This window comes from Streptomyces sp. NPDC052682 (assembly GCF_040678435.1).
Classification (GTDB): domain Bacteria; phylum Actinomycetota; class Actinomycetes; order Streptomycetales; family Streptomycetaceae; genus Streptomyces.
Window position 1 is genome coordinate 355,165 of sequence record NZ_JBFATS010000002.1, and the last position, 15,591, is coordinate 370,755.

The 15,591-nt window shown below is 73.3% G+C and carries 15 protein-coding genes and 1 tRNA gene; 12 read left to right on the top strand and 4 right to left on the bottom strand.

Annotated features, from left to right (window positions below; all coding sequences use genetic code 11):
* Positions 1 to 90: 90 nt before the first annotated feature.
* Positions 91 to 705, bottom strand: a complete 615-nt coding sequence (locus tag AB0K80_RS04110; protein ID WP_365665576.1) for a 5-formyltetrahydrofolate cyclo-ligase — start codon at positions 703 to 705, stop codon at positions 91 to 93.
* Positions 706 to 797: 92 nt separating this feature from the next.
* Here AB0K80_RS04110 and galU point away from each other — a divergent pair, with 92 nt between their 5' ends.
* From galU to AB0K80_RS04145, 7 genes are all read left to right on the top strand, one after another.
* Positions 798 to 1,709 (top strand): UTP--glucose-1-phosphate uridylyltransferase GalU, encoded by a 912-nt coding sequence (gene galU, locus AB0K80_RS04115; protein ID WP_365665577.1) that lies wholly within the window; start codon positions 798 to 800, stop codon positions 1,707 to 1,709.
* Positions 1,706 to 3,028: a gephyrin-like molybdotransferase Glp gene (gene glp / locus AB0K80_RS04120; protein ID WP_365665579.1), complete on the top strand. Its 1,323-nt coding sequence runs from the start codon at positions 1,706 to 1,708 to the stop codon at positions 3,026 to 3,028. Before galU ends, glp begins: the two co-directional genes overlap by 4 nt.
* A gap of 86 nt (positions 3,029 to 3,114) precedes the next feature.
* Positions 3,115 to 3,624: a cyclic pyranopterin monophosphate synthase MoaC gene (moaC, locus tag AB0K80_RS04125; RefSeq protein ID WP_365665581.1), complete on the top strand. Its 510-nt coding sequence runs from the start codon at positions 3,115 to 3,117 to the stop codon at positions 3,622 to 3,624.
* Complete coding sequence (locus AB0K80_RS04130; RefSeq protein ID WP_365665583.1) at positions 3,621 to 4,148, top strand: molybdenum cofactor synthesis domain-containing protein; 528 nt, start codon at positions 3,621 to 3,623, stop codon at positions 4,146 to 4,148. The genes moaC and AB0K80_RS04130 overlap by 4 nt, the downstream gene beginning before the upstream one ends.
* A 26-nt stretch (positions 4,149 to 4,174) precedes the next feature.
* A complete protein-coding gene (locus AB0K80_RS04135; RefSeq protein ID WP_365665585.1) occupies positions 4,175 to 4,804 on the top strand; it encodes a GNAT family protein in 630 nt (209 codons plus the stop codon).
* Positions 4,805 to 4,975: 171 nt separating this feature from the next.
* On the top strand, positions 4,976 to 6,184 hold the full coding sequence (gene glpR / locus AB0K80_RS04140; protein WP_365665587.1) for a gephyrin-like molybdotransferase receptor GlpR: 1,209 nt from the start codon (positions 4,976 to 4,978) through the stop codon (positions 6,182 to 6,184).
* A 94-nt stretch (positions 6,185 to 6,278) separates the two neighbouring features.
* Positions 6,279 to 6,352 (top strand) — tRNA-Ala (locus AB0K80_RS04145).
* A 112-nt stretch (positions 6,353 to 6,464) separates the two neighbouring features.
* Here AB0K80_RS04145 and AB0K80_RS04150 read toward each other — a convergent pair.
* Positions 6,465 to 6,941: a GNAT family N-acetyltransferase gene (locus AB0K80_RS04150; RefSeq protein ID WP_365665589.1), complete on the bottom strand. Its 477-nt coding sequence runs from the start codon at positions 6,939 to 6,941 to the stop codon at positions 6,465 to 6,467.
* A gap of 77 nt (positions 6,942 to 7,018) precedes the next feature.
* Between AB0K80_RS04150 and AB0K80_RS04155 the strand changes: the two genes are divergently transcribed.
* On the top strand, positions 7,019 to 7,822 hold the full coding sequence (locus AB0K80_RS04155) for an exodeoxyribonuclease III (protein WP_365665591.1): 804 nt from the start codon (positions 7,019 to 7,021) through the stop codon (positions 7,820 to 7,822).
* On the opposite strand, the gene AB0K80_RS04160 is transcribed toward AB0K80_RS04155, so the two are convergent.
* Positions 7,819 to 8,472, bottom strand: a complete 654-nt coding sequence (locus tag AB0K80_RS04160; RefSeq protein ID WP_365665593.1) for a MerR family transcriptional regulator — start codon at positions 8,470 to 8,472, stop codon at positions 7,819 to 7,821. The genes AB0K80_RS04155 and AB0K80_RS04160 overlap by 4 nt on opposite strands.
* Positions 8,473 to 8,603: 131 nt before the next feature.
* Here AB0K80_RS04160 and AB0K80_RS04165 point away from each other — a divergent pair, with 131 nt between their 5' ends.
* From AB0K80_RS04165 to AB0K80_RS04180, 4 genes are all read left to right on the top strand, one after another.
* On the top strand, positions 8,604 to 10,103 hold the full coding sequence (locus AB0K80_RS04165; protein ID WP_365665595.1) for an NAD(P)/FAD-dependent oxidoreductase: 1,500 nt from the start codon (positions 8,604 to 8,606) through the stop codon (positions 10,101 to 10,103).
* Entirely contained in the window at positions 10,100 to 11,026 is a 927-nt protein-coding gene (locus AB0K80_RS04170) for an alpha/beta hydrolase (RefSeq protein WP_365665597.1), read from the top strand. Before AB0K80_RS04165 ends, AB0K80_RS04170 begins: the two co-directional genes overlap by 4 nt.
* On the top strand, positions 11,023 to 11,901 hold the full coding sequence (locus tag AB0K80_RS04175; RefSeq protein ID WP_365665599.1) for an SDR family oxidoreductase: 879 nt from the start codon (positions 11,023 to 11,025) through the stop codon (positions 11,899 to 11,901). Before AB0K80_RS04170 ends, AB0K80_RS04175 begins: the two co-directional genes overlap by 4 nt.
* A 76-nt stretch (positions 11,902 to 11,977) precedes the next feature.
* On the top strand, positions 11,978 to 12,178 hold the full coding sequence (locus tag AB0K80_RS04180) for a hypothetical protein (protein WP_365665601.1): 201 nt from the start codon (positions 11,978 to 11,980) through the stop codon (positions 12,176 to 12,178).
* Positions 12,179 to 12,250: 72 nt separating this feature from the next.
* On the opposite strand, the gene AB0K80_RS04185 is transcribed toward AB0K80_RS04180, so the two are convergent.
* Positions 12,251 to 15,496, bottom strand: a complete 3,246-nt coding sequence (locus AB0K80_RS04185; RefSeq protein ID WP_365665602.1) for a S41 family peptidase — start codon at positions 15,494 to 15,496, stop codon at positions 12,251 to 12,253.
* Positions 15,497 to 15,591 lie beyond the last annotated feature (95 nt).

The following is a 15,591-nucleotide window of genomic DNA, read 5'->3' on the forward strand; positions in this document are numbered from 1 at the left end:
CGTGGTGGCGGTGTTCGCCCCATCCAGGGCGGACACCCCACCGAGGTTCGGGGCGGTCCCGCCACGCGCGCGTGGCGGCCCCCTTCCGCGTCACCCGAACCGCCGTACCCCCGACGGCGTCACCACCGCGTGCACCGGCCGGTCGTGCGCCTCCTCCGGGACGCGCTCGACGACCTCGGAGTCGTACAGCAGCACCACCAGTGCCGGGTGTGCCCCGGCCCGCTCCAGGCGCGCGAGCACACGGTCGTACGACCCGCCGCCCCGGCCCAGGCGCATCCCCCGCGCGTCCACCGCCAGCCCCGGCAGCAGCACGGCGTCGGCGGCCGTGACGGCCTCCTGCCCGAGGCGGGCCCCGGCCGGTTCCAACAGGGCCATCCGCCCGCCGTGTTGCACGCGCGTGAGGGAGTCCGGACCGTCGTACACGCCCCAGTCCAGGTTGTTGTCGGGGAGCAGCACCGGCAGCAGGACGCGCACGCCCCGCGCGCGCAACGCATCGAGCAGCGCGAGGGTGCCCGGTTCGCTCCCCACGGAGACGTACGCCGCCACCGTGCGCGCCTGCGCCAACTCGGGCAGGCCGAGGGCCCGGCGGGCCAGCTCGGCCGCGGCTTCCCGCACGTCACCGGCGGGCAACCCGCTCCTCACCGCGAGGAGCTCCCGCCGCAACCTCCGCTTGTCAGGATCGTCCGCGCGTCCGCCATGTCTCAAGGTCGCTCCCGAAGTGTTCTGATGTGTTCATATGAGACCCAACTGGCCTGAGTCTCAGATTCCTCATAAACACACCGGATAAGGTGTCGGGCATGACTCAGTCGCACCCTCGGATCAGCAAGGCTGTCATTCCCGCGGCAGGCCTCGGTACCCGGTTCCTGCCGGCCACCAAAGCCACTCCCAAGGAGATGCTGCCGGTCGTGGACAAGCCGGCGATCCAGTACGTGGTCGAGGAGGCCGTGGCCGCCGGCCTCGACGACGTCCTCATGGTCACGGGCCGTAACAAGCGGCCCCTGGAGGACCACTTCGACCGCAACTACGAGCTGGAGTCGGCTCTCGAGCAGAAGGGCGACGCCGAGCGCCTGGCCAAGGTCCAGGAGTCCAGCGACCTCGCGACCATGCACTACGTCCGCCAGGGCGACCCCAAGGGCCTGGGTCACGCCGTGCTGTGCGCCGCCCCGCACGTCGGCGACGAGCCCTTCGCGGTCCTGCTCGGCGACGACCTGATCGACCCGCGCGACCCGCTGCTCAGGCGCATGGTCGAGGTCCAGGAGCAGCGCGGCGGCAGCGTGATCGCGCTCATGGAGGTCGCCCCCGAGCAGATCCACCTCTACGGGTGCGCCGCGGTGGCGACCACCGAGGACAGCGACGTCGTCAAGGTCAGCGGACTGGTCGAGAAGCCGGACGCGGCCGAGGCCCCGTCCAACTACGCCGTCATCGGCCGCTACGTCCTCGACCCGCACATCTTCGGCATCCTGCGCACGACGGAGCCGGGCCGCGGCGGCGAGATCCAGCTCACCGACGCCCTCCAGCAGCTCGCCGCCGACGAGACGATCGGCGGCCCGGTGCACGGCGTGGTCTTCAAGGGCCGCCGCTATGACACCGGCGACCGCGGCGACTACCTGCGTGCCATTGTGCGACTCGCGTGCGAACGTGAGGACCTGGGCCCGGAGTTCCGGGCCTGGCTCCGCCGTTACGTCACCGAGGAGATGCAGCAGCTGTGAGCAGCGCCGCGCCCCGCACCGCAGGCCCCGACCACCTCTGGACGGTGGACGAGCACCTGGAGGACATCCTCGCCACCGTCCGCCCTCTCGAACCCATCGAGCTGAACCTCCTCGACGCCCAGGGCTGCGTCCTGGTCGAGGACGTCACGGTGCCGGTGTCCCTGCCGCCGTTCGACAACAGCTCCATGGACGGGTACGCGGTGCGGGTCGCGGACGTCGCGGGCGCGAGCGAGGAGTTCCCGGCGGTCCTGGAGGTCGTCGGCGACGTGGCGGCGGGCCAGGCCGAGCTGCTGCACGTGGGCCCCGGCCAGGCCGCCCGCATCATGACCGGCGCCCCCCTGCCGCCCGGCGCCGAGACCGTCGTGCCCGTCGAGTGGACCGACGGGGGGCTCGGCCAGGGCCCGGTCAGCGGCATGCGCGCCCGCAGCCTCGCCCCCGAGGGCGCCGAGGGCCATGTGCACGTGTACCGCCCGGCCGAGGCACGCGCGCACGTGCGCGCCCAGGGCAGCGACGTCAAGGCCGGCGACCGTGCCCTGGAGGCCGGCACCGTGCTCGGCCCGCCGCAGCTCGCCCTGCTCGCCGCGATCGGCCGCGGCACGGTCCGTGTCCACCCGCGCCCGCGCGTGGTGGTGCTCTCCACCGGCAGCGAACTCGTCCAGCTCGGCGAGGAGCTGGGCGCCGGCCAGATCTACGACTCCAACAGCTTCGCCCTGACCGCCGCCGCCCGCGACGCCGGCGCCATCGCCTACCGGGTGGGCGCCGTCGCCGACGACGCCGACACCCTGCGCTCCACCATCGAGGACCAGCTGGTCCGCGCCGACCTCATGGTCACCACGGGCGGCGTGAGCGTCGGGGCGTACGACGTCGTCAAGGAGGCGCTCGCCCACGTCGGCGACGCGGACGAGCCCGGCAGCGGCGTGGAGTTCCGCAGGCTCGCCATGCAGCCCGGCAAACCGCAGGGCTTCGGCTCCGTCGGCCCCGACCACACCCCGCTGCTGGCCCTGCCCGGCAATCCGGTGTCGTCGTACGTCTCCTTCGAGCTGTTCGTCCGCCCGGCCATCCGCACCCTGATGGGCCTCAAGGACGTCCACCGGCCGCGGACCCGGGCCACCCTGGCGGCCGGCAAGGCGCTGACCTCGCCCAAGGGACGCCGGCAGTTCCTGCGCGGCACCTACGCCGACGGCACGGTGAGCCCGGTCGGCGGCGCGGGCTCCCACCTGGTCGCCGCCCTGGCGCACGCCGACGCGCTGATCGTCGTCCCCGAGGACGTGGAGTCGCTGGAGCCCGGCGCCGACGTCGAGGTGGTCCTGCTCGGCTGAGAGCCGCTGGTTGGCGGTACCGTGTCGCGCACAGCAGGCCCGTGCGCCGCACCGCGCCGGGCCCGGACCGGGAGCGGCACACGAACATGAGTACCGAGGACCGACGTACGCGCCACGGACGTACGCAGGACCGACTGACGCACCTCGACGACGCGGGCGCCGCCCGCATGGTCGACGTGTCCGACAAGGACGTGACCGCGCGCACCGCCCGCGCCAGCGGACGCGTGCTGGTCTCGCCCCGCGTGGTCGAGCTGCTGCGCGGCGAGGGCGTCCCGAAGGGAGACGCCCTGGCCACCGCCCGGATCGCGGGCATCATGGGCGCCAAACGCACTCCCGACCTCATCCCCCTGTGTCACCCGTTGTCGGTGTCCGGTGTGACACTGGACCTGTCGGTCGCGGACGACGCGGTGGAGATCCAGGCCACCGTGAAGACGACGGACCGCACGGGCGTCGAGATGGAAGCCCTCACCGCGGTCTCCGTCGCCGCGCTCACCGTGATCGACATGGTGAAGGCGGTCGACAAGGGAGCGGTCATCACGGACGTACGGGTGGAACAGAAGAGCGGCGGCAAGTCGGGCGACTGGAGCCGGGCATGACTCCCGACGCCTCGCCCGCGCCGTACCGCGCTCTTGTCGTGACCGCCTCCAACCGGGCCTTTGCCGGTGTGTACGAGGACAAGGGCGGCCCGCTGATCGCCGAGGGCCTCGAGGGCTTCGGCTTCGCCGTCGACGGCCCGCAGGTGGTGCCCGACGGCGAACCGGTGGAAGCCGCGCTGCGTGCCGGCGTCGCAGCCGGGTACGACGTCATCGTGACCACCGGCGGCACGGGGCTGTCGCCCACCGACCGCACCCCCGAGGCGACCCGGAAGGTGATCGAGTCCGAGGTGCCGGGCATCGCCGAGGCCGTCCGGGCGTACGGCCGGGACAAGGTGCCGACCGCGGCCCTGTCGCGGGGCCTGGCCGGTGTGGCGGGGCGCACGCTCATCGTGAACCTGCCGGGGTCCACCGGCGGGGTCCGCGACGGTCTGGCCGTCCTGGAGCCCCTGCTGGTGCACGCCGTGGACCAGATCCGCGGCGGTGACCACCCCAGACCGGACGCCAGTAGTGGGGGTGCGAGCTGAACAGCCCATCCTGGCCGGTCGAGCTGGTGGACGGCGACGTCCTCCTGCGGCCGATAAAGATGCGCGACCAGCGGGCCTGGCGCGAGGTCAACCGGCGCAACCGCGACTGGCTGCGCCCCTGGGAGGCGACCATCCCGCCGCCCGGGCCCGGCGGGCCGCTGGCCCACCGTCCCACCTACCGCCAGATGGTCCGCCACCTGCGTGCCGAGGCGAACGCCGGCCGGATGCTGCCGTTCGTCATCGAGTACCAGGGGCGGCTGGTCGGGCAGTTGACGGTCGCCGGGATCACCTGGGGTTCGATGTGCTCCGGGCACGTCGGCTACTGGGTGGACGAGGCGGTCGCCGGCCGGGGCGTGATGCCGACGGCCGTGGCACTCGTCGTCGACCACTGTTTCCGCACCGTCGGGCTGCACCGCATCGAGGTGTGCATTCGCCCCGAGAACACCCCGAGCCGCCGGGTGGTGGAGAAACTCGGATTCCGCGAGGAGGGCCTTCGGCCGCGCTATCTGCACATCGACGGAGCCTGGCGCGACCACCTGGTCTTCGCGCTCACGGCGGAAGAGGTCCCCGAGGGGTTGCTCAGGCGCTGGCACCGGGCACGCTCCCACAGCGAGCCGCCCCGCAACCCGGGGATTCACCACAGCCCGGGAAATTGAATAAGTGTTCGAATTTGATCGCGTGGCGATCGGCTCGGGGCGGGGAATTCCGGCCGAAGTGGTCCACTGATCGGATCTGTCGCAAAAAAAGTTCGAAATATCAGCCAGATCGTGCGACACACCGGCTCAATTGGCAGATGGCCTCACGCAAACCCCTCTACCGTGTGAGGCGTGAGCAGCAGCGGCCTCATCTACGCAGTCATTGTCGGGGCCTGGGCCGCCTACTTGGTGCCGATGTGGCTCCGTAGGCAGGACGAGCTGAACGAGGCCCGTCCGACGGAACGCTTCAGCACCGCCATCCGGCTTCTGTCCGGAAAGGCGGCCATGGAGCGCCGGTACGCCAGGGACCTGCAGGCGCGCTCCGCCGACGAGGGGGAGCCCGCCGCCGTCGACCCGGACGCGGTCACCGACTCGGTGGACGTCCGGGCCTTCGCCGTGTCCCAGACCCGCCCGCAGACCCAGGTTCCCCTCCCGCCGCACCCCGCGGAGCACCCGGAACCGGAGCGCGGGCACGCGGACGGCGGCCCGGCGCCCGAACCCGCCGAGGCCGGAGCGCGCCAGCGCGTGCCGGCGGCCCGACGCGCGCAGTCGGCGCAGGCGTCACAGGCGGCCCAGGCGGCCGCCGCGCGCGCCCGGCGCTCGAAGGTTCTCGCGCGCCGTCGGCGCACCACCGTGGTGCTCTTCCTCGCCTTCACGCTCGGCGCGATCGTCGCCGCCGTCGGGGGCCTGGCCTTCCTGTGGGCGCCCGGGGTGCCCGCCGTGCTGCTCAGCGCGTACATCGCCTACCTGCGCTCCCAGGAACGCCGCCGCTTCACCTACCAGATGGACCGCCGCCGCGCCGAGGCCGCCGCCCAGCGGCTGCGGGAGCGTCAGCGCCAGCCGCGCCGGCCCGCCGCCGGCCCATCGCTCGACGAGGACGCCGACGAACCCGGCCAGGCCGCCCCCGAGCCGGTGACCGACCCCGGCCTGTCCGCGCTCGCGGCCGACCGGCGCGCGCTGGTCGAGCAGACCGACCACGCCGAGTGGGTCGACCAGCAGCGCGAGCGGCAGCGCCGCCCCGGCCAGGGCGACAGCTGGGACCCGGTCCCCGTGCCGCTGCCGACGTACGTCACCGCCCCTGTCGCCCCCCGGGCCACGCCCGAGGTGGACCTCGGCGCTCCCGACACCTGGAGCTCTGCGCGCTCCAGCGCCGTCGCCCCGGACCGCGAGGAGGAGCCCGGCGAGGCCCCCGGGGAGCCCGGCTCGCGCGATGAGGCCGACGAGACCGGGCGCAGCGACGCCCGCCGGGTGGCCTCGGCGCGGCGCGCGCGGGAACGCGGCCGTACGCCCCTGTTCGACCAGTACGAGGACGGCGAGCGGCCCCGGGCCGCCAACGAGTAGCCCGCGGGCACCCCGCCCGCACCGGCCCCGGGACCGGCCCGGATACGGATTTTTGAGCAGGCCGGTCGGGGTGCTAAGGTTTCTCTCGTTGCAAGGGCCTGTGGCGCAGTCCGGTAGCGCACCTCGTTCGCATCGAGGGGGCCAGGGGTTCAAATCCCCTCAGGTCCACGCACATCAGAGCCCCGGTCGGTGATCACCGACCGGGGCTCTGTCATGTCGCGGTTCCCGGCCCGGACTTCGCTCGCCGAAGACTGAACAGCGCTCGGGCCGAGCGCCGCCCTCACAGCATCTTCGCGAAGCACAGACTCGACTCGTAATGGCGGTAGTAGCCGAACTTCTCGCACGGCTCGTAGCCGCTGGAGACGTACAGGGCGACCGCCTCCGGCTGCTTGGTGCCGGTTTCCAGGACCATGCGGACGCGGCCGGCCGTGCGGGCGTCCTCCTCCAGGGCCGCCAGGATGCGGCGGGCCAGGCCCCGGCCGCGCATTCCCTCCACCACGTACATCCGCTTCAGCTCGGCGTCGCCGTCGCGGTTGCCCTCGCCGTTGGCGTCCTGGGCACGCCAGCCGCCCGAGGCGACCGGGGTGCCGTGCTCGTCGTACGCCAGCAGGTACAGGCCGTTCGGCGGCTCGAAGTCGGACGGGGCGAGCGGGGTGGCGTCGCCGCCGTCGCCGTAGCGCACGGAGTATTCGGCCTGCACCTCGTCGTTGAGCTTGACGGCGTCGGGGTGGTCGAAGGGGACACGGCGGATATCCATGCCGGGCATCGTACATCTCTTCGAATACGGGGTGTCCCGGCGGCCCGGCCCCTCCAGTGTGCCGGTATCGTGCCGGGGTGCTCACCGTGACCTCCGTCAACGTCAATGGACTGCGGGCCGCCGCGAAGAAGGGCTTCGTGGCGTGGCTCGCGCAGACCTCCGCCGATGTGCTGTGCCTGCAGGAGGTGCGCGCGGAGCCGGAACAGCTGCCCGAGCAGGTCCGGGCGCCCGGCGGCTGGCACGTGGTGCACGCGCCCGCGGCCGCCAAGGGCCGGGCCGGCGTGTCCCTGTACACGCGGCGCGAGCCCGACCGCGTGCGGATCGGCTTCGGGTCCGCCGAGTTCGACGGCAGCGGGCGGTACGTCGAGGCCGACCTGCCCGGGGTGACCGTCGCCTCCCTCTACCTGCCCTCGGGCGAGGTGGGCACCGAGCGGCAGGACGAGAAGCTGCGGTTCATGGGCGAGTTCCTCGCCTACCTCAAGGAGCTGCGGCAGCGGGCCGCCGCCGACGGCCGTGAGGTGCTGGTGTGCGGCGACTGGAACATCGCCCACCAGCCGGCCGACCTGAGGAACTGGCGCGGCAACACCAAGAACTCCGGCTTCCTGCCCGAGGAGCGGGAGTGGCTGTCCCGCGTCCTCGACCCGGCCGACGGCGGATACGTCGACGTCGTGCGGGCGCTGCACCCGGAGGTGGACGGGCCGTACACGTGGTGGTCGTACCGCGGGCGGGCGTTCGACAACGACACCGGATGGCGCATCGACCTCCAGGTGGCCACGCCCGGGCTCGCCGGGCGGGCGGTCAAGGGGGTCGTGGAGCGGGCGGCCACGCATGCCGAGCGGTGGTCGGACCACGCGCCGGTGACGGTCGTCTACGACCGTTAGTCCCGCCCGGTCCGCTCGCGCATCCGCCGGTCCAGGGCCAGGGACAGTTCCGCCTCCACCACGCTGCGCGCCAGCGGGCGCAGGCGGGGCAGGTCCTGTTCGGGGGCGTGGCGCAGGATCAGGTCGGTGAAGAGGGCGGCGAGGGCGTCGGCGTGCCGGCGGACCTCCCGGCCCGCCGCCAGCACCTCCGCGAGGGGGATGCCCTCGCGGACCAGGGCCGAGGACACGTCCAGCAGGCGGCGGCTGATGTGGACGATCTCGTCGCCGTCGGTGCCGAGGTAGCCCAGCTCCATCGCCGCCGCCAGGTTCTCGGGGGTCACCTCGCCCTCGAAGCGGGCGGCGAGTTCCTCGGGGGTGAGACGGACCGGCTCCTCCTCGGTGGGGGTGCCCACCCCCAGCAGGTCGGCGACGTCGCGGCCGTGGTCGAAGGCCTCCGCCAGTTCCGCGATGCCGCTGAGGGTGTGGCCGCGCTCCAGCAACGCGGCGATCGTCCGCAGGCGGGCCAGGTGATGGTCGTCGTACCAGGCGATACGGCCCTCGCGGCGCGGGGGCGGCAGGAGCTTGCGTTCGCGGTAGAAGCGCAGGGTGCGCACCGTGATGCCGGCCAGCTCGGCCAGCTCTTCCATGCGGTATTCACGCTTCTCGGCCACCACCGCACCTTAAGGCGTACCGCTGGTAACTTTCCCTGCCAGCCCCCTACCCATCGGTACGGAGCTGCCCTACTCTCCCCATTGTGCCAGTGTTCACTGGCATGGTTCCGGGTGGTGCGTGGAGGCTTTGCATGACCGAACACGAACATGTGCGGGTCGCGGTGGTCGGCTGCGGGTTCGGCGGGCTGGGGGCCGCCGTGCGGCTGCGCCGGGAGGGGATCACCGACTTCGTGGTCCTGGAGCGGGCCGGCAGCGTCGGGGGCACATGGCGGGACAACAGCTATCCGGGGTGCGCGTGTGACGTGCCGTCCCACCTGTACTCGTTCTCCTTCGCGCCCAACCCCGACTGGCCGCGCGCCTTCTCCGGGCAGGAGCACATCCGTGCCTACCTGGAGCACGTCACGGACGTCTTCCGGCTCCGGCCGCACCTGCGTTTCGACTCGGAGGTGACGCGGATGAGCTGGAACCCCGAGCGGCTGTGCTGGGACATCGAGACCAGCGGGGGACGACTGTCCGCCGACGTCGTGGTGTCCGCGACCGGCCCGCTGTCCGAGCCGAGGATCCCCGGCATCCCGGGGCTGGATTCCTTCCCCGGCACGGTGTTCCACTCCGCCCGCTGGGACCACGACTACGACCTCACCGGCAAGCGCGTCGCCATGGTGGGGACCGGAGCCTCCGCGATCCAGATCGTGCCCTCCGTCCAGCCGAAGGTCGGGCACCTCACCCTCTTCCAGCGCACCCCGGCCTGGGTGCTGCCCCGCGTCGACCGCCCCATCAGCGGCGCCGAGCGGTGGCTGCACCGGCAGCTGCCCTTCACCGCCCGGGTGCGCCGCGGAGTGCTGTGGGGCATCCGGGAGTTGCAGGTGCAGGCGTTCACCAAGCACCCGGGCGAGCTCGGCTTCGTCGAGCAGCTCGCCAGACGCAACATGGCCCGCGCCATCAAGGACCCGGCGCTGCGCGCCAAGCTCACCCCCGACTACCGCATCGGCTGCAAGCGGATCCTGCTGTCCAGCGAGTACTACCCGGCCCTCGCCCAGCCCAACGTGGACGTCGTCGCCAGCGGGCTCAGCGAGGTCAGGGGCTCGACCGTCGTCGCGGCCGACGGCAGTACGGCCGACGTCGACGCGATCATCTTCGGCACGGGCTTCCACGTCACCGACATGCCCATCGCCGAGCGGGTCGTCGGCGCGGAGGGCCACACCCTCGCCGAGGTATGGAAGGGCGGCATGGAGGCCCTGCGCGGCGCCTGCGTGGCCGGCTTCCCCAACTGGATCTCGATCATCGGGCCCAACACCGGCCTGGGGAACTCGTCCATGGTCCTGATGATCGAGTCGCAGCTGAACTACCTGGCCGACTTCCTGCGCACCCTCGACGTCCTGGGCGGCCGCGCCGCCCTGGACGCCCGCCCGAGCGCCGTACGCGCCTGGAACCACCGGGTGCAGGAGCGGATGAAGCGCACGGTGTGGAACACCGGCGGCTGCACCAGCTGGTACCTGGACGCGAGCGGCCGCAACACCACCATCTGGCCCGGCACGACGAGCGAGTTCCGGCGCGCCACCCGGCACGTGGACCTCACCGAGTACGACGTGCTGCGCGTCCCCGCCGGCCGGCCCGCAAAGGTGGCGTCATGAGCCGCCTGACGCACGTCTCCTCCGGGCCGTACGCCCCGCCCGCCCCGGCCCGCGAACTGACCGCCGTCTCCTCCGACGGCGCCCGGCTGCACGTCGAGGTGCACGGGCCCGAGGGCGCACCGGCCGTCGTCCTGGCCCACGGCTGGACCTGCTCGACCGCGTTCTGGGCGGCCCAGATCCGCGACCTGGCCGCCGACCACCGGGTCATCGCCTACGACCAGCGCGGCCACGGACGCAGCCCCGCCCACCCGGCGTGCACCACCCACGCCCTCGCCGACGACCTGGAGGCCGTGCTCCGCGCGGCCCTGGCCCCGGGCGAGAGGGCCGTGATCGCCGGGCACTCCATGGGCGGCATGACGGTGCTGGCCGCCGGCGGCCGGGAGGCCTTCCGCGCCCACGCCGCCGCCGTCCTGCTGTGCAGCACGGGCAGTTCGCAGCTGGTCGCCGCCTCCACCCTGCTGCCGCTCGGGCCCGGGCGGCTGCGGACCTGGCTGACCCGGCGCGTCCTCGGCTCCCGGGCACCGCTCGGGCCGGTCACACCGCTCGCCCGGCGGATCCTCAAGTACGGCACGATGGGCCCGGGTTCGGCCCCGCACATGGTGGAGGCGTGCGCGCGGATCGTGCACGCCTGCCCCCGGAAGGTGCGCTACGCCTGGTCGCAGATGCTGGACACGCTCGATCTCGACCACGCCGTACGGGAGTTGGCGGTGCCGGCCGCGGTGGTCGTCGGGACCGCGGACCGGCTGACACCGCCGGTGCACGCCCGTGCGCTGGCCGCCGCGCTGCCGCACTGCGCCGCACTCACCGAACTGCCCGGCGTCGGGCACATGACGCCCGTCGAGGCGCCGGACCTGATCAGCTCGACGATACGGGAACTGGCCGGCACCTATGTGCGGGTGACCCTCGAGGAGGGGGCGGTATGAGCAAGCTGGAGGGACGGGTCGCCGTCGTCACCGGAGCGGCCCGGGGCGTGGGGGAGCTGCTGGCCCGCAAACTGTCCGCGCGCGGAGTGCGGGTGGCGCTGGTCGGGCTGGAACCGGACGAGCTGAAGCGGGTCTCCGAGCGGCTGCACAGCGACAGCGCCCACTGGCACGCCGACGTCACCGACCACGAGACGATGGCGCGGGTGGCCCGGGAGGTCAAGGACCGCTTCGGCCGGGTGGACATCGTCGTCGCCAACGCCGGGGTCGCCACGGGCGGTCCGTTCGCCGACTCCGACCCGCGGTCCTGGCAGCGGGTGATCGAGGTGAACCTCATCGGCTCGGCGGTCACGGCCCGCGCCTTCCTGCCGTCGCTGCTGGACAGCCGCGGCTACCTGCTCCAGATCGCCTCGCTCGCGGCCATCACGCCCACGCCGATGATGACCGCGTACTGCGCCTCCAAGTCCGGGGTGGAGGCGTACGCGCACAGCCTGCGCGCCGAAGTCGGGCACCGGGGCGTGAAGGTGGGCGTCGCCTACCTGTCGTGGACCGACACCGACATGGTGCGCGGGGCCGACCAGGACGACGTCATGCGGGAGTTGCGGCAGCGCCTGCCGTGGCCGGCGAACCGGACCTATCCGCTGGGACCCGCGGTGGACCGGATCGTCGCCGGGATCGAGCGGCGGTCCAGCCATGTGTACGGGCAGTGGTGGCTGCGCGGCATGCAGGGCGTCCGCGGCTGCCTGCCCGGGATCGTCGGGACCGTCGGGCAACGGGAGATGCGGCGGTTCGCGGACCGCCTCGACGGCCTGCGCACCGGGCTGGTCGGAGCGGGCGGCGCGGCCGATGAGCAGGAGCGCACTACGCACCGTGACTGATCGACATGCGCAGGGTGACCGCCCGTGTGAATCTGGTCGGGCCAGATCCCCTCACCCCCCACGGGAGTGAACCCACATGGGTATGAAGGACCAGTTCCAGGAAAAGTCCGAGCAGTGGCAGCAGCAGGCCAAGCAGAAGGCCGAGCAGGCCCGGGAGCGCCTCCAGGAGCGCGGCGAGCGCGGTGAGCGCGGCCGCCGGCGCGAGGAGGGCATGGACCCGATGCAGCCGGAGAGCGAGGACCGCCTCGACGACGAGCTCGACCAGGACTACCGGTAGTCCTGACGTCTGACGTCGTGTGCTTCAGCGCGAGGGGTGCCCCCGACCCGGGGCACCCCTTCCGCGTCCCGCTCAGGTCCGCGGCGGCAGCTTCGGCCGGGAGCGGTCCGGCACGTCGCTGTAAGTCGGCGGTGTCGCCGCCGGGTTGGTCTCCAGCAGCTCCAACGCCAGGTCCACCGCGTCGGCCAGCTGGGCGTGCCGGCCCTCCGCCCAGTCCAGCGGGGTGCGCAGCACCTCCACGTCGGGGGTGACGCCCTTGTTCTCCACGGACCAGCCGTAGGCGTCGAACCAGGCGGCGTTCATCGGCACCGTGATCACCGTGCCGTCGCCCAGCCGGTGCCGGCCCGTCATGCCGACCACACCGCCCCAGGTGCGCTGCCCCACCACCGGTCCGAGCCGCAGCAGCTTGAAAGCGGCGGTGATCATGTCGCCGTCGGAGGAGGTCGCCTCGTCCGCCAGCGCCACCACCGGGCCGCGCGGGGCGTTGGAGGCGTACGACACCGGCTGCGCGTTGCGCGTCAGGTCCCAGCCCAGGATCGTCCGGGTCAGCTTCTCGATGACCAGCTCGCTGATGTGCCCGCCCGCGTTGCCGCGCACGTCCACGATCAGCGCCGGGCGGGAGACCTCCATGCGCAGGTCGCGGTTGAACTGCGCCCAACCGGAGCCGCCCATGTCCGGGATGTGCAGGTAGCCGCACCGGCCGCCGCTCAACTCGCGCACCACGGCACGGCGTTTGGCCACCCAGTCCTGGTAGCGCAGCGGACGCTCGTCGACGAGCGGGACGACGGCGACCCGGCGGGGCGGGCCCTGGCCGCCGGCCTGGCGGAACGTCAGCTCCACCGTCGTACCGCCCGAACCGGCCAGCAGCGGGTACGGGCCCGCCACCGGGTCCACCGGGCGGCCGTCGACATGGGTGAGGACCGCGCCGTCGCGGATGCCGGTGCCGGCCAGCGGGGAGCGGGCCTTGGAGTCGGAGGAGTCGCCGGGCAGGATCCGGCGGACCGTCCAGCCCTCGTCCCGGTGCACGAAGTTGGCGCCGAGCAGGCCCTGCCAGCGCTGGTAGTGCGCCGGGCCCTCGTTGCGGCGGGCGGCGGCGACGTACGCGTGGGAGGTGCCGAGCTCGCCGAGGACCTCGCGCAGCAGGTCGGCGAACTCGTCGGGGGAGGCGACCCGTTCGACCAGCGGGCGGTACTGCGCCAGCACCCCGTCCCAGTCGATGCCGCACATGTCCGGCTCCCAGAAGTAGGCCCGGATCAGCCGCCCGGCCTCCTCGTACGCCTGGCGCCACTCGGCGGCCGGGTCGGCCTGGTGCAGGATGCGGCGCAGGTCGATCCAGGTGCTGGAGTCACTGTCGCCGGGCTCGGTGGCGGGCACCGCGCGCAGGTCGCCCTCGTCGAGCAGCACCAGCCGGGTGCCGTCGCCGCTGACCGAGAACCAGTCGAGGTGGCCGACCAGTTCGGACCTCTTCGCCTTGGTGAGGTTGAAGTGCTCCAGCGTCGGCCGCTCGCTCGGGTCGTCCGGGTTGGCGAAGGTCTCGCCCAGCGCGCCCGAGATCGGCCAGCGCAGCCAGACCAGTCCGCCGCCCGCGACCGGGTGCAGCCCCGAGTACTTGGAGGCCGCCACCGGGAACGGCGTCACCCGGTTCTCCAGCCCCTCCACCTCCACGGTCACCGTGCCGTGCTCGCCGGTCTCCTCCTCGTCCAGCGGGTCCAGACCCCCGGCGGCCGGGCGGCCCTCCGGGTTCAGCGCGAAGGGGGAGGGGGTGGCCGACGACAGCGGCACCAGGTACGGGCGGCAGCCCAGCGGGAAGGACAGGTCGCCGGTGTGCACGTCGTACACCGGGTCGAAGCCGCGCCACGACAGGAAGGCCAGGTAGCGGCCGTCGCGGGTGAAGACCGGGTTCTCGTCCTCGAAGCGGCCGCCGGTGACGTCGAGAACGAACCGGTCCGTGATCCTGGCGAGTTTGATCTGCCGCAGCGAGCGCCCGATGCCCGGGTGCGACCAGGCCAGCCACGCCCCGTCCGGGGAGAACGCCAGGTCCCGCACCGGCCCGTTGACCGACCGGATCAGCTCGGTGACCTCGCCGCCGGACTCCTCCCCGGTCTCGACGAGCAGCAGCCGCCCGTCGTGCGCCGCGACCGCCAGCCGCTCGCCCTCCGGGTCCGACACCAGCTCCAGCACCCGGCCGAGCCGTCCCGCGGCCAGCCGCCGGGGCGCCCGGTCACCGGTCGCCCGGGGCAGGGAGGCGATCTCGATCGCGTCCTCGCCCTCCGCGTCCGTCACGTACGCCACCTGCCCGCTCCCGCCCAGCATCTCCGGCATCCGCACCCGTACGCCCGGGGTGTCGGTGAGGGTGCGGGCCGGGCCGTCCCGGTGGGTGAGCCAGTACAGGCTGCCGCGCACCACCACCGCGCTGGCGCGCCCGGTCTCGTCCACCGCGATCCCGTCGATGTGCTGCGCCGCCGGCACCGGGTACGGCCGCCGTCCGGCGCGCGGCCCGCTCAGCCGGACGTCGAGCCGGCGCGGCACGCAGTCCGGGGCCAGGTCGTCGACGATCCACAGGTCGCCCGCGCACTGGTACACCACCCGCGCGCCGTCGCTGGCGGCGTGCCGGGCGTAGAAGGCGTCGTGGTCGGTGTGGCGGCGCAGGTCGGAGCCGTCGTACGCGCACGAGTAGAGGTTGCCCACGCCCTCGTGGTCGGAGAGGAAGGCGATCCGGCCGCCGACGAACATCGGGGAGTGCAGGTGGCCGCGCAGGCCGTCCATCAGCCGCTGCCCGTGCAGCCACAGCCGGCCCGTCGCCCCGCCCCGGTAGCGCTTCCAGGCGGCCGGCTCGTGCGGCGGTGTACCGGTCAGCAGCAGGGTCTTGCGGACGCCGTCCAGGTCGGCGACCTGGATGTCGGAGGCCGGACCCCAGGGGAGCCGGCGGCCGGGGTCGCCGTCCGGGGAGAGCTTGTAGGCCCAGGTGTAGTGCGAGAACGGCTCGCCGTGCGAGGCCACCGCCAGGATGTCGGCGTGCCCGTCGGCGTCGGGGGGCGTCCAGCCGCAGACCCGGGTGTCCGGGCTGCCCCAGTAGCTGAGCCGGCGGCCCGGACCGCCGTCCACCGGCAGCAGGTGGACCTCCGGCACCAGGCTGCGCCAGCTGGTGTACGCGAGGTGGCGGCCGTCGGGGGAGAAGCGGGGGTGGCCGGCCTTGGTGCGGTCGACGGTGAGCCGCCAGGCGCGGCCGGGTCCGTCCAGCGGGGCGAGCCAGAGGTCGTCCTCGGCCACGAAGCTCAGGAGATCGCCATGCAGGTGCGGGAGGCGCAGATAGCTCACCTCACCATGCTTTTCCGGGGGATGAAGCGGGGCAAGTCGTAACAGAGGGAGGGCGCGGCCGGGCCGTGACGCGCTACACGTACGAAACGGTTTCG